Origin of the sequence: Caballeronia sp. LZ001 (genome assembly GCF_031450875.1) — a bacterium.
Lineage (GTDB): Bacteria > Pseudomonadota > Gammaproteobacteria > Burkholderiales > Burkholderiaceae > Caballeronia.
Genome location: NZ_JARTVX010000005.1, coordinates 55102 through 74712, shown reverse-complemented (window position 1 = coordinate 74712; position 19611 = coordinate 55102). Strand labels below are relative to the sequence as shown.

General features: G+C 62.6%; 15 protein-coding genes and 1 pseudogene. 4 read left to right on the top strand and 12 right to left on the bottom strand.

All coding sequences use genetic code 11. From position 1 onward, the window contains the following. Positions 1–4: 4 nt before the first annotated feature. Genes P9292_RS36885 through P9292_RS36865 form a run of 5 tightly spaced genes read right to left on the bottom strand, consistent with a single transcriptional unit; the run spans position 5 to position 4980 of the window. Positions 5–1147 (bottom strand): FAD-binding oxidoreductase, encoded by a 1143-nt coding sequence (locus P9292_RS36885; protein ID WP_244831845.1) that lies wholly within the window; start codon positions 1145–1147, stop codon positions 5–7. Next, a complete protein-coding gene (locus tag P9292_RS36880) occupies positions 1144–1941 on the bottom strand; it encodes an ABC transporter permease (protein WP_250468062.1) in 798 nt (265 codons plus the stop codon). The genes P9292_RS36885 and P9292_RS36880 overlap by 4 nt, the downstream gene beginning before the upstream one ends. Positions 1942–1955: 14 nt before the next feature. Continuing rightward, on the bottom strand, positions 1956–2828 hold the full coding sequence (locus P9292_RS36875; RefSeq protein WP_244831844.1) for an ABC transporter permease: 873 nt from the start codon (positions 2826–2828) through the stop codon (positions 1956–1958). Next, positions 2815–3894, bottom strand: a complete 1080-nt coding sequence (locus P9292_RS36870; protein WP_244831843.1) for an ABC transporter ATP-binding protein — start codon at positions 3892–3894, stop codon at positions 2815–2817. Before P9292_RS36870 ends, P9292_RS36875 begins: the two co-directional genes overlap by 14 nt. Positions 3895–3924: 30 nt before the next feature. Beyond that, positions 3925–4980 carry an ABC transporter substrate-binding protein gene (locus P9292_RS36865; RefSeq protein ID WP_244831842.1) on the bottom strand — a complete coding sequence of 352 codons (1056 nt, stop codon included), beginning with the start codon at positions 4978–4980 and terminating at the stop codon, positions 3925–3927. A 157-nt stretch (positions 4981–5137) separates the two neighbouring features. Between P9292_RS36865 and P9292_RS36860 the strand changes: the two genes are divergently transcribed. Further along, the gene (locus tag P9292_RS36860) at positions 5138–6055 is read left to right on the top strand and encodes a LysR substrate-binding domain-containing protein (protein ID WP_309964459.1); all 918 of its coding nucleotides are present in this window, start codon (positions 5138–5140) and stop codon (positions 6053–6055) included. Positions 6056–6158: 103 nt separating this feature from the next. Here P9292_RS36860 and P9292_RS36855 read toward each other — a convergent pair whose 3' ends face one another. The 6 genes from P9292_RS36855 to P9292_RS36830 all read right to left on the bottom strand — a co-directional run bounded on the left by P9292_RS36855 (position 6159) and on the right by P9292_RS36830 (position 13411). Beyond that, positions 6159–6566, bottom strand: a complete 408-nt coding sequence (locus P9292_RS36855; protein ID WP_309964458.1) for a hypothetical protein — start codon at positions 6564–6566, stop codon at positions 6159–6161. Next, complete coding sequence (locus P9292_RS36850; protein WP_309964456.1) at positions 6566–8530, bottom strand: RICIN domain-containing protein; 1965 nt, start codon at positions 8528–8530, stop codon at positions 6566–6568. Before P9292_RS36850 ends, P9292_RS36855 begins: the two co-directional genes overlap by 1 nt. 30 nt (positions 8531–8560) lie before the next feature. Then, entirely contained in the window at positions 8561–9190 is a 630-nt protein-coding gene (locus P9292_RS36845) for an SCO family protein (protein ID WP_250511770.1), read from the bottom strand. Positions 9191–9628: 438 nt separating this feature from the next. Next, positions 9629–10684, bottom strand: a complete 1056-nt coding sequence (locus tag P9292_RS36840) for a serine hydrolase (protein ID WP_309964452.1) — start codon at positions 10682–10684, stop codon at positions 9629–9631. 23 nt (positions 10685–10707) lie between these two features. After that, the gene (locus P9292_RS36835) at positions 10708–12000 is read right to left on the bottom strand and encodes an MFS transporter (RefSeq protein ID WP_309964450.1); all 1293 of its coding nucleotides are present in this window, start codon (positions 11998–12000) and stop codon (positions 10708–10710) included. Then, a complete protein-coding gene (locus tag P9292_RS36830; RefSeq protein WP_309964448.1) occupies positions 11990–13411 on the bottom strand; it encodes a M20 family metallopeptidase in 1422 nt (473 codons plus the stop codon). The genes P9292_RS36835 and P9292_RS36830 overlap by 11 nt, the downstream gene beginning before the upstream one ends. A gap of 128 nt (positions 13412–13539) precedes the next feature. Here P9292_RS36830 and P9292_RS36825 point away from each other — a divergent pair, with 128 nt between their 5' ends. Further along, a complete protein-coding gene (locus tag P9292_RS36825; RefSeq protein WP_250468054.1) occupies positions 13540–14445 on the top strand; it encodes a LysR family transcriptional regulator in 906 nt (301 codons plus the stop codon). 23 nt (positions 14446–14468) lie between these two features. On the opposite strand, the gene P9292_RS36820 is transcribed toward P9292_RS36825, so the two are convergent. Next, positions 14469–16829, bottom strand: coding sequence for an acetamidase/formamidase family protein (locus tag P9292_RS36820; RefSeq protein WP_309964445.1), 2361 nt, complete (start codon positions 16827–16829; stop codon positions 14469–14471). Between the two features lie 301 nt (positions 16830–17130). On the opposite strand from P9292_RS36820, the gene P9292_RS36815 reads away from it, so the two are divergent. Further along, complete coding sequence (locus tag P9292_RS36815; RefSeq protein ID WP_244831832.1) at positions 17131–18012, top strand: ABC transporter substrate-binding protein; 882 nt, start codon at positions 17131–17133, stop codon at positions 18010–18012. Positions 18013–18031: 19 nt separating this feature from the next. Then, positions 18032–19607, top strand: a pseudogene (locus P9292_RS36810) (amino acid ABC transporter permease/ATP-binding protein). Positions 19608–19611: the final 4 nt, after the last annotated feature.

Here is a 19611-nt window from a genome sequence, read left to right as displayed (position 1 = left end):
GAATTCAGTGTGCGGGAATCGGTTCTTGAGCGTTCTCGAAGCGGCGTGCGGAGAAGGTCGGCAATTCCTCGGGCACGGGTGCACCGGTGATCCACGGCGCCACGCGCATGGCATGCGCGGCGGCGAGCGTCACGCCGCTATGGCAAGTGACGACGAACGCGCCAGGATGCGCTTCCGACCGGTCGTAGATCGGAAAGCCGTCCGCGCTGTAGACGCGCAGCGCGGCCCACATCCGCACGAGCCGCACGTGCTGCAACATCGGGAACGCGCGCACGCCGCGCCGCGCGATATCGGCGAGCACATGCGTGGTCGTGAAATCGTTGAAGCCGACTTCTTCCATCGAATCGCCGAACTGCACGCTGCCTTCGTCGGTCTGGCGCACGTTGAGCGTCGGATAGTCGAGAAACGGCGCGACGCGTTCGCTCACCAGCACCTGTCCGCGATTCGGCGCGACCGGCGCGTTCAATCCGACGAATGGCGCGAGCATGCGGTTTCCGAGGCCAGCCGCAAGCACGACACGCCCCGCGCGATACGTTCCGCGCTTGCCATGCACGACGAAGCCTTGGCCGTTCGCGTCCGGTTCGATGCGTTCCGCGCGTTCGCCCGAGACGAGCTTCACGCCGCGCGCCTGCATCGCCGAATGAAGCGCGCGCAAGAGCTTGAGCGGGTTCACATGGCCGTCCATCGGCGTGTAGCTCGCGCCGATCACTTGCGGGCCGATCTGCGGAATGCGCTCGCGAATCTCGGCGGCATCGAGCATCTGATACGGGTAGTCGCCGATCTCGGCCTTGAGCGTCGAGAGACGCTTCTCGCGGTCGGCGAGTTCGTCGTCGTTGAAGCAAAAGTGGAAGCCGCCCGGCTGGCGCAAGGCCACGTCGATGCCCGTTTCGTTCAAGAGGCTCTCGGCGAGTCCGGGCCAGCGCGTGGCCGAACTGCGCGACCAGCGTGCGTAAGGCGAGAGGCCATAGCCCTTGCCTTGAATCCATACGAGGCCGAAGTTGCCGCGCGAGGCGCGAAAGCCGCCGTCGTCTTCGTCGAGCACGGTCACGCGCGCGCCTTCGCGGGCAAGACCGTAAGCCACGGCGGAACCGACCAGGCCGCCGCCGAGCACGAGCACGTCGGGGCTGGCGGAGGTTGAAAGTGTCATCGCGCTTCTCCGATCAGAATGCGGTCCAGTCCGACCATGCGGTCGAGCAGGATCATCAGCAACACCGTGCCGACGATCAGCACCGCCGAGACCGAGGCGACCAGCGGATCGATCGTCTGCGCGATCTGGTTGTACATGGCGACGGGCAGCGTGGTCGTGCCGGGCGTCGCGACGAAAATGGTCATCGTGAGTTCGTCGAAACTCTGGATGAACGAGAGCACCCAGCCGCCTGCCACGCCGGTGCGGATCATCGGCAGGACCACGCGGCGAAATGCGGTGAAGCGGCTCGCGCCACATGAAAGCGCGGCGCGTTCGGCATCGCGATCCAGGCCGACGGCGGACGAAAGCGCAAGCCGCAATGCATACGGCAAGACGATGATGACGTGCGCGCATACCAGCGACCAAAACGATCCCGACAGATGTAGCAGCGACAGAAAGCGCAGGAACGCGATGCCGAGCACGACGGCGGGGATCATCATCGGCGAGAGGAAAAAGCTCGTGAGCGCGGCGCGGCCGGGAAAGCGATAGCGCGCGATGGCCAGCGCCGCGGGCACCGCGAGCAGCACGCCGATGGTCGCCGCCGCGAACGCGAGGCGGATCGACAGCCAGAACGCCGAAACGATGTCGCCGTTCTCGACGATTGCGCGGAACCAGCGCAGCGACGCGCCATCGAAAGGCATCGAGATGAAGCCTTTGTCGGTGAAGGCGACGAGCATCACGACCACGAGCGGCGCCATGATGAAGGTCAGGAAAAACGCGTTGTAGACGAGCCCGAGAATGCCGTTCTGTTTCATGATCGTCGTCCGCGTTAGTCGAAGATATGCCGGAACCGGCGTTCGGCGAGGCGGCTGCAACCCATGACGATTGCCACGTTCGCGATCAGCAACAACACGGCGATACTCGCGCCGAGCGGCCAGTTGAGCGTGCCGAGAAACTCGTCGTAGGCAGCGGTGGCGACGACCTTCAGACGCCGTCCGCCGATCAGCGCGGGCGTGGCGAACGCGGATGCCGACAGCGCGAACACGATGATCGATCCCGACAGCACGCCCGGCATGATCTGCGGCAGCACCACGCGGCGGAACACCGCGAACGACGAGCCGCCGAGCGAGCGTCCGGCCCATTCCACTTGCGGGTCGAGCTTTTGCATGGTGGCCCACACGGACATCACCATGAAGGGCACCAGAACGTGCGTGAGCGCGATGATCATGCCGGTCATCGTGAAGACGAGGCGGATGGGTTCATCGGTGATTTTCAGCGCTTGCAGCACGTTGTTGAGCACGCCGTTGTTGCCGAGCAGAATCTGCCAGCCAAGCGTGCGCACCACGACCGAGATCAGGAGCGGGCCAAGCACGACGAGAAGACACAGCGACTGCCACGGCTTCTTCATGCGCGCGAGCACGATGGTCTCCGGCACGCCAAGCACGATGGAGAGCAGCGTGACCGCGAAGGCGAGGCCGGCAGTGCGCAGAAAGATGGTGTGGTAGTACGGGTCGCTCACTACTTCCCAGTAGTTCGTGAGCGTGTAGGCGGCGGTGACGCCGGCCGTGTCGCTGAAAACGCGAAACGACAGCACGAGCGTGAGCGCGAGCGGCGCCAGCAGCAAGCCGACAAAAAGCAGCAGCGCGGGGCCGGACAGGAGCCACGGCGCGGCGCCGGGACGGTCGTCGTCAAGCGTGGCCATGAGCACCCTCCGGAGCATCTTGCGTGAGCACGCGCAGATCGTCGTCGGTCCAGGCGAGGCCGACTTCGTGACCTTCTTCGGGCGGCGGCGCACCGTGATTCGGCTGCGCGACACGCAGCTTGCCGAGTTCCGTTTCCACTTCGAGCAGCCACTGATTGCCGACGAACACGCGCGTTGCAATACGTCCGCGCACGCGCGCTGCGCCATTGGCGATATGCACCTTCTCCGGGCGGATATAAACGTTGACCGCGCCGTTCACATGACGGCCTTCGTGCGGCACGTGCAGCGTGGTGCCGAGTACATCGACTTCGGCGCAACGCGGATTGCGCCGCAGGACTTCGCCGGAAAACGTATTGGTGCGCCCGAGAAAGGTCGATGCGAACGGCGTGGCGGGACGCTCGTAGGCGTCGTATGGCGTGCTCAATTGAGCGATGGTTCCGCGATGCATCACCGCAATGCGATCGCTCATGGTCATGGCTTCGACCTGGTCGTGCGTGACGAGGATCGTCGTGATGCCGAGGCGCTTTTGAATCGCCCGCAATTCGATATGCATTTCCTCGCGCAACTTGGCGTCGAGATTGGACATCGGTTCGTCGAGCAAGAGCAGTTCGGGCTGCATGGCGATGGCGCGTGCAATGGCCACGCGCTGCCGCTGGCCGCCCGACAATTCCTTCGGATAGCGATGCCCGAGTCCCTTTAGACGCACGAGCGCGAGTGCTTCTTCCACGCGCTCTTCGCGTTCGCGGCGCTTGACCTTGCGCATTTCCAGACCGAAGCCGACGTTGCCCGCCACCGTCATGTGCGGAAAGAGCGCATAGCTTTGAAACACCACGCCGATGCCGCGTTTCTCCGGACGTTCGTGCGTGATGTCGCGGCCATCGAGCAGAATGCGGCCCGTGGTCGGCGTGACGAACCCCGCCACCATTTGCAGCGTGGTCGTCTTGCCGCAACCCGAAGGTCCGAGCAGCGCGAGAAGTTCGCCGCGTTCGACATCGAGATCGAGTTGTTCGATCGCCGTGAAATCGCCGTAGCGTTTCGAGATACCTTGCAGAGTCAGGAAGGCCATGCGCCTCGCTCCTTCATGCCGGTGTGGGGTTCAACGCTCGACCGAACGGTTCCAGCGCTCCGTCCACTCGGTGCGATGCTGGTTGATCGTGGTCCAGTCCATCGCGGTCAGTTTCGCGATCTGGTCGGGACCGTAAGGCACGCGCGCGGCGATTTCCGGCGTCAGCTTGACCGTCTTGTTGACCGGACCGAGACCGATGCCTTGCGCCTGCAACGCCTGCACTTCCGGGCTCAACAGATACTGGACGAACTGCTGCGACAACTGCGGCTGTGCGTTCTCGGCGATGGCGCATGCCGCCACCTGCAACGCGACCGCGCCTTCCTTCGGGTAGACGAACTTGAGCGGAAAGCCCGTGTTCTGCAGCGCAACCGCGCGACCGCTGCCGTAGGGCGCAAGCACCACGTCGCCGGATTGCATCTGACCGTCCATTTCGCCGGGCGTGGGCGCCCAGGACAGCACGTTCGGCGCGACATCCTTGGTCATCGCCGCGAAGCCCGGCTCGATATTCTTCTCGCCGCCGCCGTTCAGACGCGCGAGCATGACGAGCGTATGCAGACCATACGTGTTGGTGATCGGCGGCACGCCGAGCTTGCCCTTGATGCGCTTGTCGGTGAGCACCTTCCACGAATCGGGCGGCGGCAGACCGGCCTTCTTGAACGCTTCCTCGTTGTAGCCGATGCCTGTCGCCACCATGCCGACGCCGATCGACGTCGCGCCGAGACGCGCGAGCGGATAGACGTCCTTCATCACGGGCGCTTCGTCGAGCTTGGCGCAGAGATTGAGCTGCATTGCCTGATACATCGGGCCGTCGTCCATCACGGCGACGTTGATCTGCTGATGGCCTTTTTGCGCTTGCAACTTGGCGAGGGTATCGCTGGAATTGCCCGCGACGTAGACGATCTTGACGTCATGCGCTTTTTCGAACGGCGGGATGATTTTCTGGCGATACAACTGCTCGTTCGAGCCACCCACATTGGCGACATAGAGCGTGGTTTCGGCGTGAGCGAGAAGCGGAGCGGCGAAAGAAAGAGCCGCGAAGGCGGTACAAGCGGGGACGGACAGACGGCGATGCAACGCTCTTTTCATGACGACGATCTCCAGATCCGGGGTGTGGGGGCGGGCTTCATGACCCGTCGTTGAAATGCAGTTTCGCGCCGCCGGACCATATCGTCCAATACGAATAAAATACCTATCTATGCATGGATGATATGGATCGGGGTTCACCCGAAGAGGGAGATCACGCATGAATCTGAAGCACATCGAGGCGTTTCGGGCGGTCATGGTCTCGGGGTCGATGACCGCGGCGGCCAAGGCGCTCTTTACCTCGCAGCCGAACGTTAGCCGGCTGATTTCGCAGCTCGAACGCGAAACCGGCTTGCAGCTTTTTCAGCGCAGCGGCGTGCGGTTGATACCCACGAGCGAGGGCACCGCGTTCTTCCGCGAGGTCGAACGTGCGTTCGTCGGCTTGCAGGGCCTGGCGAACGCGGCGGCGCAGATACGCAATCTAGGCAGCGGACGTTTGCGCATAGCGGCGATGCCATCGGCGGGCATGACTCTCGTGCCGCATGCGATCAAGCGCTTCGTCGAGTTATATCCGACGGTGACCGTGTCGTTGCACGTGAACACATCGGGTACGGTCAATCACTGGACGGCGTCGCAGTTCTGCGATCTCGGCGTGGCCGTGTATGTGAGCGAGGCGTCGGATTGCGAGGTCGAGCAGTTGTCGAACGTGGCGGCGGTGTGTGTTATGCCGGAGGGGCATCGGCTGGCGTCGAAACGCAGTATCAAGCCGCAGGATCTCGAAGGCGAGTCGTTCATCTCGCTGTGTCACGGCGACGGCACGCGCACGCTGATGGACGAGGTGTTTCAGCGTGCGGGCGTGGAGCGCGTGCTTGCGATCGAGGCGCAGTACACGGCAATGTGCTGCGAGATGGTGCGTCATGGGATGGGCGTGACGCTTGCGCATCCGATCGTCGCGCGGGATTTCGCGGGTCCTGGAATTGTCATCAAGCCATTTTTGCCGGCTACGTTGTTTCCGACTTACTTGCTGTTTCCGCCGCATCGGCCGAGGGAGAGATTGGCATCGGAGTTCGTGAAGGTGCTGAAGGGGCTGCATGCGGAGTTGCTGGGGGAGGTGGTGAAGGGGACGAAGGTGGCTTGAGTCTTTCAACCAACGATCAACCGATTCACTCATGCCGCCGTACCGTGCTCGTGACCGCTCGAAGCGGCTGCGTCGTTCAAGACGCATCGACGAATGCGCGCGCTCATCGGCTCATAACGAATTGCCAGAGCGCGGCGCACTGTGCGTCAGCAATCTTGTAACGCGGCATCGCCCGACGAAGCACGATGTCCGCTGGATCGACGCCATCCTTGATCGCGCGGCAAAAAGCGATGGGATCGTAATGGCTCATCGGCCCTCCGCGACGACGCGTTTCGCCAAGCAAGGACTCGCGAGTCAGCGGCGGCGCAAAGGCCGCCGCTTTCGATGTGCCCACATGGCAATTGACGCAACGAGTCGTCCACGCAGGCAACGTGCGATCGTCATCACGCAAATGCGCCGACATCAGATGCTCTCCGTCGAAAATCGCGCAGCCCAGGTCGCGCGGTTCACATGCGGCATGGGCAACCGTTACCATCGCAACGAGCGCGAGGCCGACCCAGCGATGCGCCATCAATGCACGCGCATGGTACGCGAGAGGCTCGGCACGCCCTTCGCGTTCAGCGCGAAAAGCATGTAATAGCCGGGCACGACGATGCCCGGGTCGGACGGAATCTTCAACTTGTACTCGCCAGCGGTGCCCACCGTAAACGTCAGCGGTACGCGTCGCTGTTCGTTGTTCACCGAATGCGTGGCCGACGATGAGCGCATCAGCGCAAATGCTGTCATGCCCTTGGTCGCCGATACGACGATGGTCGTGCCGAGCAACGCATCGGTCGGCGCGGAACTCATGGTCGGTCTGGTTGCGGCGGACCCGTCCGCGTTGAGAAGATAAGGCGGCGCCAATATCTCGACATTCGTGTGATTCGTGGCGCACGAGCCGCACAATCCGCCGCCGCCGCTGAGCACGCGTCCATCGTTCAGCAGCAGCGCCATGCTGTGATAAGTGCGCGGTACGGCTTGTGGCGCGAGCCGCGAAAACGCATTCGTGGTCGGGTCCCACAACTCGGGCGTGAGGATCGCGTTGTCGTCCGAAAACGGCACGGCAAAGGTCTGACCGCCGATCACGACGACCTGCCCATTCGGCAACACGACGCTGTTGTTGAACGCGCGCTGATAGCTCATCGGTGCGATGGTGCGCGTGATCGCCGTTCCGCTGCTGATGTCGATCAGCGTCGCATTGGAGGTGGCCGTCGATTGGTCGTAGCTCGGCGCGCCGCCCACGGCAAGTATCTTGCCGACGTCGTACATGACCGCGTTGCCGTTCATCGCGTCATTGTCGCTGCCCCGGTTGCCGGCTGCGGTGACGCTGCCGTTGCCCGCCGTGTCGAACCAGTGCATGGCGCGGCTCGGGCCCGCATGAAACACGCGTCCGTTGGCGACCGCGAAGAGCCACGCGTGGTTGTCGGCGCGGAACACGCCCGCAGCGTCGTTCGTCAGGATGTAGTCGTCGAGAATGGCGCCGTTGACTTGCCAGCCCGAGCCCGAGGTCCACGTCTCGCCCGTCTTTCCACCGAGCCCGCCATTCCACGAGCCGCCCACGAGAAACACGTTACCGTTGCTCAAGGTCACGCTGCCCTGATAGCCGCGCGAAATGTTCATCTGATTGCTCGACGTCCATGTGCCGGTCGTAGGCGAATAGATGCTGGTCTTTTTCGTGCTCGATCCGCCCGTCACGAAGATGCGGCCATCGGGAAGATTGGCGATACCCGGACAGAACATGTCGTGCCCGGTGTTGGTCACGATCATTTGTTTGCTGGTGCCGGTCGATGGATTGAAGATCGCCGTGTACGTCTTGCCCGGCGTGACTTCGCCAGAGGTGAAGTTGAGGGCGCTGTCGGCCGACCAGACCAGCACGGTTCCATCGGGAAGATTCGCGGCTTGGAGCGGCACGAGCGGCAACGTGATGGGCGCCGTCCATTTCGAAGGCAATGCAGCTTGCGGCGCGGGCAAGCCGCTGACTTTCCATGTCTGCGTGGCGCTTGCGTTACACACCTGCTGCGTCAGTTGCACGCCTTGTGAGGTCGTACTCGACGCGGTCACGCACAAGCCGCTGTGTCCCGCGACGATCGCGTAACCTCCGCCTTGCGGGATCAACGAAAACGCCTGATTCGTGCCGCCACTACAGGTCCATTGAATGATAGGACCGCCGGGATCGGGACTTTGACCCGACACGTCCATGCATAGACCGCTATTGAGATTGATGAGGTTGTAGCGCGTGCCTGTAGCAACCGGCTTCCATTGCTGATTCGCGCCGCCGGTGCAGGGCCATGTAATGACTGGCGCGTTCGGTGTTTTGGATTCGCCGCTCACGTCGGCGCACATGCTGGTGCCGCTTAGCGTGATGGGCGCCGATGTCTGCGCGCGGACTTGGTGCGACACACTCGCTAACGTTAGCGCCAACGCCAGCAGCAAGACGACGCGCGCATGGCGGGCAACGTCAAGCAACACGCTCCCGGCCGAAAGGATTCGTGGCATGGTCCTGCTCCCCGTGGATAAGTCGAATAGCTATGTCAGTGCAAGCGCGCCGAGCACATCGCAGACATCGTTCACGCGTGGAAGATCGGCGCTTCTCCAGCGCAACATCGCATTGGCATCGAAGCAATAGACCTGCGTCGAATGGTCTGCGATGTCACTTGCCGATGCCTTGCTGCCCGACAGCGCCACGCGCATCTTGTCGACATCCGCAAGCGTCGGAGTCGCTGCGATCCACGAAGGACCCGCCTCGAACTGGGCGAGCCATGCGTGCAATGCCTGAGGTGAATCGGAAAGCGGATTGATTCCAATCGATAGCAACTGCACCGCATGACGAGTACGGATGCTCGTCATGCGTTTCTGTACCGCGCTGAATAGCGCGCCCTGCAAAGGACATACCGTGCCGCAACCGGTGTAGACCGTCTGCAACGCAGTCACGCCGTGACGCAACACTTCGTTCAAGCGACGCGTCTTGCCGGTCTGATCGACGAGCACGATATCGTCAAGGCGAAGCGGCGGCGTGACGAGTCCCACCGCATCATGTTGAGCGAAGGCGAAGGGGGACGCTGCACCGAGAGCGAGCGCCGCGATGTCACCGAGCAGGGCGCGACGAGTCAACGACGGGGTGCATGCACGAATGCCGGAACGCACACGATCGGGCATCGTTTTGTGACCTGCCGAACTTGACCTTGTCCACACTTTGATGATCCCCGTATCGAGCTCTATGGCTCTGACCCGCCGTTCGAATGGCCAATGACGTACGTGCCGGGAAGCGTGATCGAGCCGCTTCGCGTTCGCGTATTGGTCATGCCATTGAAACAAAGCTTAGCAGGTCAAATCAGCGTCGAACGTTCATCGCACGAATGGAAATACTCGCGTATGTGTACTCGGACACATTGCGTTTGAGCGCTTAAATAAAGGGTCGAAATTGCGGGAAGTTCTACTCGGTCGGAATTGCTGATGTTGCGATGTGGGGCATTTAGCAGAGGCGATTCAGGGGCCTTTTTAGTGCACGCTAGGTACGCGCTTGGGAGATTTATCGAAAGCCCGAAATGAGAGGACGGCCAACTTGTCGTGTCGGCCGGAAAGAAGCTCAAGCTTTCAACGCGTCATCCCCTTGACGCCATCGAACACCAACCCAAAAAACTCCCCGGCAAACGCCGAATCCAGCCACCTCACGATAACCGCCAGCCGCGTGGAAGGTTCGATCCACATGAACGAACTTCCCGCGCCCACGCCAAAATAGCTCGACTCCGGCACCGAGGGAAACATCTTCCGCCCCGTATTGAGCCAGACAAGAAACCCATAAAACGGCGCGATATCACAAGGCGTGCGCATTTTCTCGATCCACTCGCGGGACAGCACCCGCCGCCCGGAAACCAGACCTTCGTCCAGCAACATCCGCGCGATCTTCAACTGGTCGTTCGCACTAACCGACATACCGCCGCCCCAATGCGTCCCACCGGGAACGGACTGCATGCGCCGCCCATCGATCTCGGTCCAGGCATGGTCGTAACCCACCCATTGCCAGCCATCGCTCATGCCGCAAGGCTCGGCAATCGCTTCACGAAACACTTCGGGCAGCGGCCGACGAAACAGATGCATCAACGCAAGCGATAACTGGTTGATCCGCACGTCGTTGTATTCCCAGAAGGTGCCAGGCGTCTGCAACGGCCGCAAGTCGCCTTTCTTGCCCGCGGGCGGCTCGCCAAATGTCACCGCGCGATAATGATCCGCCTGATCCGAAAGCCCGAAGCACTCGCCTTGCCATTCGCTCGTCTGCTGCAGCAATTGCGCCCACGTAACCGGGGCGTTATGCGCGTCGTCGAAGCCGATACCGGGCACGCGCTCGCGCACGGGTTCATCGACATCGGGCAGCAAGCCGCGGTCGTGCGCCACGCCCGCAAGCAAGGCGAGGTACGTCTTCGCAATGCTGAAGGTAAGGTCCGCGCGATCCGGCTCGCCCCACGTGGTGATCACGTGGCCATCGAGCGCAATCGCGCCCGACACCGGACCGCGATCGTGTACGGGTCCAAGCAGCTTGTTCCACGGCGCGGGATCGTTGATATGCACGCCCCAGTTGCCATCGACGTTCCGGTCCCACTTCGATTCATGATCGATGGAAAACTGAATCGCACGTTTCAATGTCTCGTTCATTTTCAAAGTTCCTGGCAAAGGCTTTAGCGCAACTTGATCCGCATGCGCGCCCACACGAGCGTAAAGAGGCTCACGACCGCAGCGATCATCAGATACAGTCCCGGCGCAAGGTTGCTGCCCGTGACCGCGATCAACGAAGCCACCGCGAGCGGCGTGAAGCCGCCGAAAATGGTCGTGCCGATGTTGTAGCCGAAGGCCATGCCCGTGGTGCGCGTGGCGGTCGGAAAGAGTTCGGCCATCAATGCCGGAATCGGCGCGAAGTAGGTGGCCTTGAGTAACGCGACCCAGATCACTGCGGCGAGCAAGGTCGGCAACGAAGGATGCGCATTCATGAGCATGAACGCCGGATAAACGGTCAGAAAGAACACGACGCCCGTCACCTGCATGATGCGAATGCGCCCGAATTTGTCCGACAGGTGTCCCACCACCGGCACGAGCACCATCATGATGAAGCCCGCCGTCAACGTGGCGATGAAGCCCGACGACGGCGACAAGCCCAACTGCCGCGTCGCGTACGTCGGCATATAAAGCAGCATGTAGTTGGCCGTGGTCGTGAGCACGAGCGAGCCGATGCAGATGAGCAAGCGTTCCTTCTGCGTCTTGAGCAACTCGCGCACGGGCGACGCCACTTTCTCGGCCTGCTCGAACTCCGGCGTTTCGTCCATGCGTCGGCGAATATACAGCCCGATCGGTCCGATCAACACGCCGAAGAGAAACGGAATGCGCCATCCCCAGCCTTCGAGCTGCGCAGGCGTGAGCGTGCTCGTCAGCACGGCACCAAAGAGCGACGCGAGCAGCGTGCTCGCGCCTTGACTCGAAAACTGCCAGCTCGACATGAAGCCGCTGCGCTCGGGCGCATGTTCGACGAGAAATGCCGTCGAACTGCCGAACTCGCCGCCCGCCGAAAAGCCCTGCAACAAACGCGACAAGAAGATCAGAATGGGCGCCGCAATGCCGATGCTTGCATACGAAGGCATGAGCGCGACCATGGCCGTGCCGACGGTCATCATCGCGATGGACAGCGTAAGCGACGCCTTGCGGCCATGCCGGTCGCTATACGAGCCGAGCACGAGCGCACCGACGGGCCGCGCGAGATACGACAGCGCGAAGGTGCCGAGGGTGAGTAGCAGCGAGACGGTGTGATCCTGCGTGGGAAAAAACAGCTTCGACAATACGCCTGCGAAGTAGCCATAGACGACGAGATCGTAAAACTCGAGCGCATTGCCGATAGACGTGGCGACGATCAGACGCGCCACGTTGCGATGCTTCGCCGGCTCATCGCGCGCGGGGGATATCGTGACGGAATCAGTGCTCATGGCGTGCTTCTCCGTTCGATCGAGGCGCTACGTTGCCATCGCGCGCGCCGAGGTCCCAGTAAAGACCCGCCATGATGCGCAAGCCTTCGCGCACCACCGGCGCGAGCATGTGTTCGTCCGGCGCATGCTGCGAGCATCCGGGATACGAATGCGGCACCCAGATGGTCGGCATGCCGAGCACATCGGCGAATACATCGTTGGGGAGCGTGCCGCCGAGGTTCGGCAAGAGCACGGGCGCGCTGCCAGTCGTCTGCGTCAGCGAACGGATCGACCACTGCACCCACGCGTTGTCAGGATCGACGCGCGTGGCGGGCATGCCGCGTTCCACTTCGATATCGACCATGGTGAAACCGTGCGCATCGAGATGGTCACGCACGATCCTGGCAAGCTCGCGCCAGTTCGTGCCGACGACGAAGCGAATCTGCATGTGCGCGAACGCATGCGGCGGAATGGCGTTGACGGGCTTCTCGGGATTGCCCGCGCGAAACGCCAGCACTTCGATATTGTTCCAGCCGAACACGCGCTCGGCGGGCGTGAGACCCGGCTCGCCATAGTCGGCATCGACTTCCGGTTCGCCGGGATTGCCGCCCACGACGATCCCCTCCAGCGCGCGCCGCACCGATTCCGGCACCGGCGGCGGCCGCAATCCTTCGATGACGATCTTGCCGTTCTCATCGACCATGGATGCAATGGCGTTCGCCAGCACCACGGCCGGATTGCGCAAGAGGCCGCCCCAGTTGCCCGAATGATGCGCGCCATCGCGCAGCTTCACATCGAGACGGAAATTGATGACGCCGCGCGATCCGAGAAAGAGCGTCGGGCGGTTGGCGGCGAGGCGCGGTCCGTCGGATGCAATCAACACGTCTGCCGCCAGTTCATCGCGCAACTTGAGACACACGGCATGCAGGCCGGGTGAACCGACTTCCTCGCCGGTCTCGAACAGCAGCTTCAGATTGAAGCCGAGCTTGCCCTCGCGCGCGTCGAGCACGGCCTTCAGCGCCGCGAGATTGATGCTGTGCTGGCCTTTGTTGTCGGCGGTGCCGCGACCGTACCAGCGTTCGCCTTCCACCGTCACGCGCCACGGCGACCGGCCTTCGGACCATTGCGCGTCGTAGCCGCGTACGACATCGCCGTGACCGTAGCCGAGCACCGTCGGCAAGTCCGCGGCTTCATGGCGATGCGCGATGAGGAACGGCCCCGCGCCCGCCACCGGATTCTCGACGATGCGGCACTCGAAGCCCCATTCCTCGAGCGTGGGCGAAAGTTCTTCTTCGAGGTAAGCGAAGAGGCGCGCGCCGCTGTCGGCTTCCTGACTATCGGTGCGCAGACCGACGCGTCGCTGCAGGTCTTCGAGGAACGCGCCGGACTCATAACGCTGAGTGGCAAGCTGGACGGCGGTATCGCGGGTCACGTCGTTCTCCCTTTAATCGTGACTCATGCTGCGGCCGCCGATATTTCTGGACAATTACAATATTTCTCAAGAACCCTTGCTTAAAAGGCAAATCGAGGGTTATCCCGAAGCGGAACGAGAAGGCGGAAATGGACGAGACGGCGCTGCGTTACTTCCTCGAAATCGCGCGAAGCGGCTCGCTTAGCAAGGCATCGGAGCGGCTGTTCGTGGCGGTGTCGGCATTGAGCAGGCAGATGGCGAAGCTCGAAGAGCAGATGGGCACACCGCTATTCGAACGGCGTCCGCGCGGCATGGTCTTGACCGATGCCGGGCGCTTGCTTGCCAATCATGCGCGCCGCAGTCATCTGGAAAACGAGCGCGTGATCGATGAAATACGCGATTTGAGCGCGGGCGGCCGCGTGACGATACGCGTCGCCGCGTCCGAAGGCGTGGCGCCGGATTTCTTGCCGCAAGCCTTTGCGCGGTTTCTGGAGACGCATCCGCGTGCGCAGTTCCAACTCGATGTCTCGCCGCCATCGGTCGCCACACAGCGCGTGCGCGAAGGCACGCACGATGTCGCGGTGTGCTTCAGCGTCGCGCCCGAGAAGGACGTGCACGTGCATTATGCGCAGCGCGCGCCGGTGTTCGCATTGATGCGCGGTGGTCATCCGCTGGCGACACGCGAGTCGGTTTCGCTCGCCGATCTCCACGAATGGCCGATGGCCATGCATAACCAGGGCGTGACGCTGCGTCAGTTATTCGATATCTCGTGCAGTCTCGAAGGGCTCGTCTTCGAGCCGGTGTTCATCGCGAACTATCACATGGCCTTGCAGAGTTTCGTGCAACGCACCGACGCCATCACGCTGACCGGCTACCTCACCGTGCGCAGCCGTTTGCAGCGTGACGATATGGCGGCCGTGCCCATCAGCAATCCCGAACTGCATCAGCGCACCTTGCAGATTCAGACGATGGCGGGACGCACCTTGCCGCAAGCGGTGGTGGCGTTCGTCGAATTGTTGACGCGGGCGATCGAGGAGCCCGAGGCGGTTCAGTAACGATGGCGCTCCATATATAAGCGCTAATCCGTGAAAAGCGCCTTGCGGATGATCGCGTGCACGCCCCAGTTGCCATCGACCACTTGCGTCACGCCGAAGTCCACGGCCACCGACATCAACGAGATGGCTTCGTCTTCGCTCAATCCCTTGGTCGACATGAGAAAGCGGCGCGTCTTGATGAAGGCGTCGCGCATGGCCTGATCGAGCGTGGACTTCTGATAGACCTCGCTCTGCGCGCTGGTGCCGAATTCCGCGAGATAGTCGGCGTGGCTGAAGCCGTGCAGCACCCATTCGTCGGCGGTTTCGACAAGCGGATACGTGAGGTCCGCAAAGGGCTGTGAGCCGAGCGTGTGCTTCTTGTGCAGGATCAGTTCGAAGTCGCCGGTAAGCGAGCATTCGATAGCCGTGCCGCACAACTCGGAGTCTCCTTGCGACGCATGCGGGTCGCCGATGGAAAGCAGCGCGCCCGCCACGCCCACTGGCAGAAACACGCTTGCACCCGGTCCCACGCGCCAGTTGTCGAGATTGCCGCCGAAGGCCGAAGGCGGGATCGAATCGATCAGACCGTTTTGTTGAGGCGCGACGCCGATCACGCCGAAATGCGGCCGCACCGGAATGGTGACGTTCTTCAGCACGTTGTGATTTTCGACGACGGTCGAATGATCGACAGGCACGCCGGGATAATCGATGATCGGATGCATCACGCCGAACGGATCGCGTTGCGGCGTCCAGCGATAGTTGTAGACGGCGCGCGCATAGGCGCTCTCGTCGACGCGTTCGGTATCCGTATGAAGCTCGTAGATGGTCACGACTTCGCGAGGCTTGGGCTCGGTCAAGAGCTCGCGATAGTGAAAGCCCCACCACGCGGCGGCGTTGCTGCCAAATGCGCGGCCATGATATTTCGGGTTCGCGCAGCGGCGCGGATGAATATCGACGATCCGCACTTCGAGCACGTCGCCCGGCTCCGCGCCCGTGACGGCAATCGGTCCCGTGCAGATATGCACGCCGAAGCCTTCGCCCGCGCCGCGTCCGTAGATCGATGCGTTCATCGGTCCCGCGCCGCGCCGGTCCACGTTCTTGCGCTCGGCGGTCCAGTGGAACACGCTCTCGGCGCCGGGATCGCCCGCGATCATACGATCCCAGTCATCCGCGGCATGTTGCGTGAGCGCTTCCACGGTCACGGTGTCGCCGCTCTGTACTTCGAGCACGGGCTTCAGATCGTGGCTGAAATAGCCCCAATGCACGGTATTTGCCGTTGCGCGCAGCAGATGATGGCGCGGCTTGTCGCGTCCGAGCCGAGGTTCGATATGCACGGCATCGAGTTCTTCACGCACGGCGACGAGCGTATCGCCCGCATGATCCTGACGCGCCTGCGCGATCAGGCTCGCCGCATTGACCGGCAAGCCGCGCGAGAGACTTCGCACCAGATGACGCGCTATTTCAAGGCTCGCCTCGTGCCTGAAGGTGCGCGGCGACGCGCCGTAACGTTCGCGAAACACGCGGCTGAAATGCGCGGGGTCGTTGAAGCCCCAGCGAAAGCAGATGTCCGAGATCGATACTTTCTCGGAGAGCGGATCGGCCAGTTCCGCGCGGCATCGCTCAAGACGGCGTGAGCGCACATAGGTCGAAAAGCTCTGTCCGGCGAGTTCGAAAAGCTTCTGCACATAGCGTGGCGACACGCGCTCGTCCTTTGCAAGCGTGGCGACGCTCAAGGTCGATTCGGCGAGATTTGCTTCGATGAAGCGGCATAGCCGCGAGAATAGCGCCGCCTGCGACGGCGTGAGTCCGTTGAACGAGCCCTTGCGTTCCTGTCCCGCAAGACACGCGACGAGCATTTCCGCGAGCGCGAGTTCGGTGGGACGCAATTCATCGGCGCTCAAGGTCTCGAGGCTCTCGACCACCGAGCGCAAGAAGCCCGAAAAGATATGGCCCATGCCCGTTGCGCCCGGCAGCAGCGCCACGCGCAACGAAAGCGGCGAGAGCAAGCGCGCGTTGATCGCGCTCTTCGGCGCACGCACGATAAAGGCGCGAAAGCGCCCCGCGAAGATCAGCGACGCGCTTTGTCCCGATGCCGCATACACGATGTCATGCGGGCTAACGCGTTCGCGCAGGCCGTCGGCGACGAGCGTGGCGTCGCCATCGATCAGCAATACGAGCATGAGACTGCCGCTTTGATCGGCGCTCAGTTCGAGCGTCTGCGCGGCCGAGGCGATCGTCGTGAACTCGATGCCGCCCGCCGATACACGCGATGTCAGCGTGCCTTGAAGACCGCGTTCGCCGCCTTCTATCTTGCCGTGCCACCCCAGGCGCGCGAGCGCCGCTTTCCATTCATGTCGACGTTCGAACTCGGGATACGACTCGGTGGTGAAGCGCGACAGGTTCAAGCGAAAACTCCACGAATAGCAGGCAAGACGCGCTTTGGAAAAGCAACTCCCGCGCCATCGCGGCCATGCGGCGACGCCATGCAAGGCGTGCCGAACCACAGTGCATGCATGCGCCATCGCGGCGCATGCATGCACTCGCGCGCGACACGGCGGTACCGGCGAAAGCGGTTCTTGGACGAGCGTGCACGTGAGGACCAGCAGTTGTGCGCAGCCAGACAAGTTAGCGGGATTTCGGTCGCCTACGCTCGGGGCATCGCAAGTCAATCGTCATCAGCGGTCAAGAGCCGCCAGGAGCGTATCGATGCAAAGGAATCTCATGGGCCGTTTAGCTCGCGTGTGGCTCGGCGCTTTGTGCGCGTCGCTGTTCGCGTTCGCGGGGCAAGCACACGCCGCTTCGCCCGCCGAATGCAGCGCGTTGCAGGCGAAGTATCCACAGTTCAAGGGCAAGACGCTCACCAACGCGATCAATCCGCACACGCCGGGCTATGAAGCGCTCGATCCGAACGATCCGAGCAAGTACGTCGGCTTCGATATCGACTTGGGCGAGATGATCGCGCAGTGTCTCGGCTTCACGATGGCGTACAAGCCCGTCACCTTCGCCGCGTTGCTCACGACGCTGCAGAGCGGTCAGGCCGACATCGTCATCTCCGACATCTACGCAACCGAGGAACGCGCCAAAGCCGCCGATTTCATCACGTATTCGAAGGTGTTCGACGGCGTGCTCGTCGCGAAGGGCAACCCCAAGAAAATTACCGGCATCAACACGTCGATGTGCGGCACGACCGCCGCTGAAAACACCGGCTACGTGGAAGTGCCGCTGGTTCAGGCGCTCGCGCCGCAATGCAAGGCGGCAGGCAAGCCGGAAGCCACCGTGCAGCTTTACGACAACAACGCCAACTGCATCCAGGCCATTCTCGCCGGCCGCGCAGATACGTATATCAACGACGTGAACACGGTCGATCAGGCCGTCAAGGCGTATCCGGACAAGCTCGAAAAAGCGACGGCGGTGACCTTGCCGTATTTCGTGGGTATCGGCGTGCCGAAAGACAAGCCTGATTTCCGCGATGCCGTGATGGCCGCGCTCGTCGCCATTCAGAAGAGCGGCGCACAGTCGGACTTGCTCAAGAAGTGGGGCCTCGGCGTGGAGAACCTAGCCGCGCCGCAATTGATCGTCGCGAAGTAAGCACGGGAAGCATCGGCTCATGGACCTGTTCCTTCACTATCTCGGCCTGCCGTATCCTTCTGGACGGCATCCGCTTCACGATCGCCGTGACCTTGCTGGGACTCGCGGGCGGCCTCGTGCTGGGACTCGTGCTCGCGGCCATGCAACTGAGCCGTATCGGGCCGCTCGCGGCGATCGCGCGCGGCTACACGGTGATCTTTCGCGGCACGCCGCTGATTCTGCAACTGGTGTTCGCCTACGACGCCTTGCCGCATATCGGCATCAAACTGAGCGCGATCGGCGCGGCGGGCCTCGCGCTCGCCGCGAACGAAGCGCCGTTCATCGCCGAGATATTCCGCTCGGGCGTGCTCGGCGTGGATCGCGGACAAACACTCGCGGGGCAGGCGCTCGGCATGACGCCGGGCGTGTTGATGCGCAGAATCATCGCGCCACAGGCGATTCGTTCGATGATCCCCGCGCTTGGCAACGAAACGGTCAGCGCACTGAAGAACTCGTCGCTGGCGTCGGTGATCTCGGTCGGCGAACTGACCTTGCGTAGCACGCAGCTTGCATCGTCCACGTTCGACTTCTTTTCGATCTTCTTCGCGTCGGGGCTTTTGTATCTGTGTCTCACGGGCGCCATCGCAGCGATTCAGTTGATGATCGAACGAGCGCTCGATCTGGACCGCGCGAGCACGGGCGGCGGTTTCTGGGGACGACGCAAACCCGCGCCCGCACCGAAACCCGCGAGTCCCGGCGACTTGCCGCCCGTCTTCGCGCCGATCACGGCTGCCGAACGCGCGCGCCGCTACGACACGCTGGCTCGCAACGGCGTGGCCGTGCAGATCAGTGGCGTTCACAAGCGTTACGGCGAACAGGCCGTGCTGAATGGCTTCGACCTCGACATCCGCTCCGGCGAAGTCGTCGCGTTGCTCGGGCCGAGCGGTTCGGGCAAGAGCACGCTGCTTCGCTGCATCAACCATCTGGAGCAATGGAGCGAAGGCGAGATACGCGTGGGCGGCCGGCGTCTCGGCTTTCGCGATGACGGGCGGCGAATGAATCCGCGCGAGCTGGCGCGAGAACGTGCGAGTCTCGGCGTCGCCATGGTGTTTCAGCAATTCAATCTGTTCAGTCATCTGACGGCGCGCGAGAACATTGCCTTGCCGCTCGTATGGGTACACGGCGCAACGCTCGCCGATGCCAACCGTCGCGCCGATGCCTTGCTCGAACGCGTGGGCCTCGTGCATCGCGCGGATGCCTTGCCGCGTCATCTGTCGGGTGGCCAGCAACAGCGTGTGGCCATAGCGCGTGCGCTTGCGCCGAACCCGCGCGTGCTGCTGCTCGACGAGCCGACATCCGCGCTCGATCCCGAACTGGTCGGCGAAGTGCTCGAAGTGATCCGCCGTCTCGCGCTCGACGACGGCCTCACCATGATCATCTCGACGCATCAGTTGCGCTTCGCCGATGAAGTGGCCGACCGCGTGGTGTTCTTGAGCGGCGGAACGGTGGTCGAGGAAGGGCAGGCGCATCAGGTGTTGACGCATCCGCATCATCCGCTGACTGCGCGCTTTCTCAACGTGATGGGCGCGGGCAGCACGCTCGAAACGGTGCATTAAAACC

Excerpts from the sequence above, each read along its gene's own strand:
- P9292_RS36885 (WP_244831845.1), bottom strand. The coding sequence starts at position 1,147 with ATGACACTTTCAACCTCCGCCAGCCCCGACGTGCTCGTGCTCGGCGGC.
- P9292_RS36880 (WP_250468062.1), bottom strand. The coding sequence starts at position 1,941 with ATGAAACAGAACGGCATTCTCGGGCTCGTCTACAACGCGTTTTTCCTG.
- P9292_RS36875 (WP_244831844.1), bottom strand. The coding sequence starts at position 2,828 with ATGGCCACGCTTGACGACGACCGTCCCGGCGCCGCGCCGTGGCTCCTG.
- P9292_RS36870 (WP_244831843.1), bottom strand. The coding sequence starts at position 3,894 with ATGGCCTTCCTGACTCTGCAAGGTATCTCGAAACGCTACGGCGATTTC.
- P9292_RS36865 (WP_244831842.1), bottom strand. The coding sequence starts at position 4,980 with ATGAAAAGAGCGTTGCATCGCCGTCTGTCCGTCCCCGCTTGTACCGCC.
- P9292_RS36860 (WP_309964459.1), top strand. The coding sequence starts at position 5,138 with ATGAATCTGAAGCACATCGAGGCGTTTCGGGCGGTCATGGTCTCGGGG.
- P9292_RS36855 (WP_309964458.1), bottom strand. The coding sequence starts at position 6,566 with ATGGCGCATCGCTGGGTCGGCCTCGCGCTCGTTGCGATGGTAACGGTT.
- P9292_RS36850 (WP_309964456.1), bottom strand. The coding sequence starts at position 8,530 with ATGCCACGAATCCTTTCGGCCGGGAGCGTGTTGCTTGACGTTGCCCGC.
- P9292_RS36845 (WP_250511770.1), bottom strand. The coding sequence starts at position 9,190 with ATGCCCGATCGTGTGCGTTCCGGCATTCGTGCATGCACCCCGTCGTTG.
- P9292_RS36840 (WP_309964452.1), bottom strand. The coding sequence starts at position 10,684 with ATGAACGAGACATTGAAACGTGCGATTCAGTTTTCCATCGATCATGAA.
- P9292_RS36835 (WP_309964450.1), bottom strand. The coding sequence starts at position 12,000 with ATGAGCACTGATTCCGTCACGATATCCCCCGCGCGCGATGAGCCGGCG.
- P9292_RS36825 (WP_250468054.1), top strand. The coding sequence starts at position 13,540 with ATGGACGAGACGGCGCTGCGTTACTTCCTCGAAATCGCGCGAAGCGGC.
- P9292_RS36815 (WP_244831832.1), top strand. The coding sequence starts at position 17,131 with ATGCAAAGGAATCTCATGGGCCGTTTAGCTCGCGTGTGGCTCGGCGCT.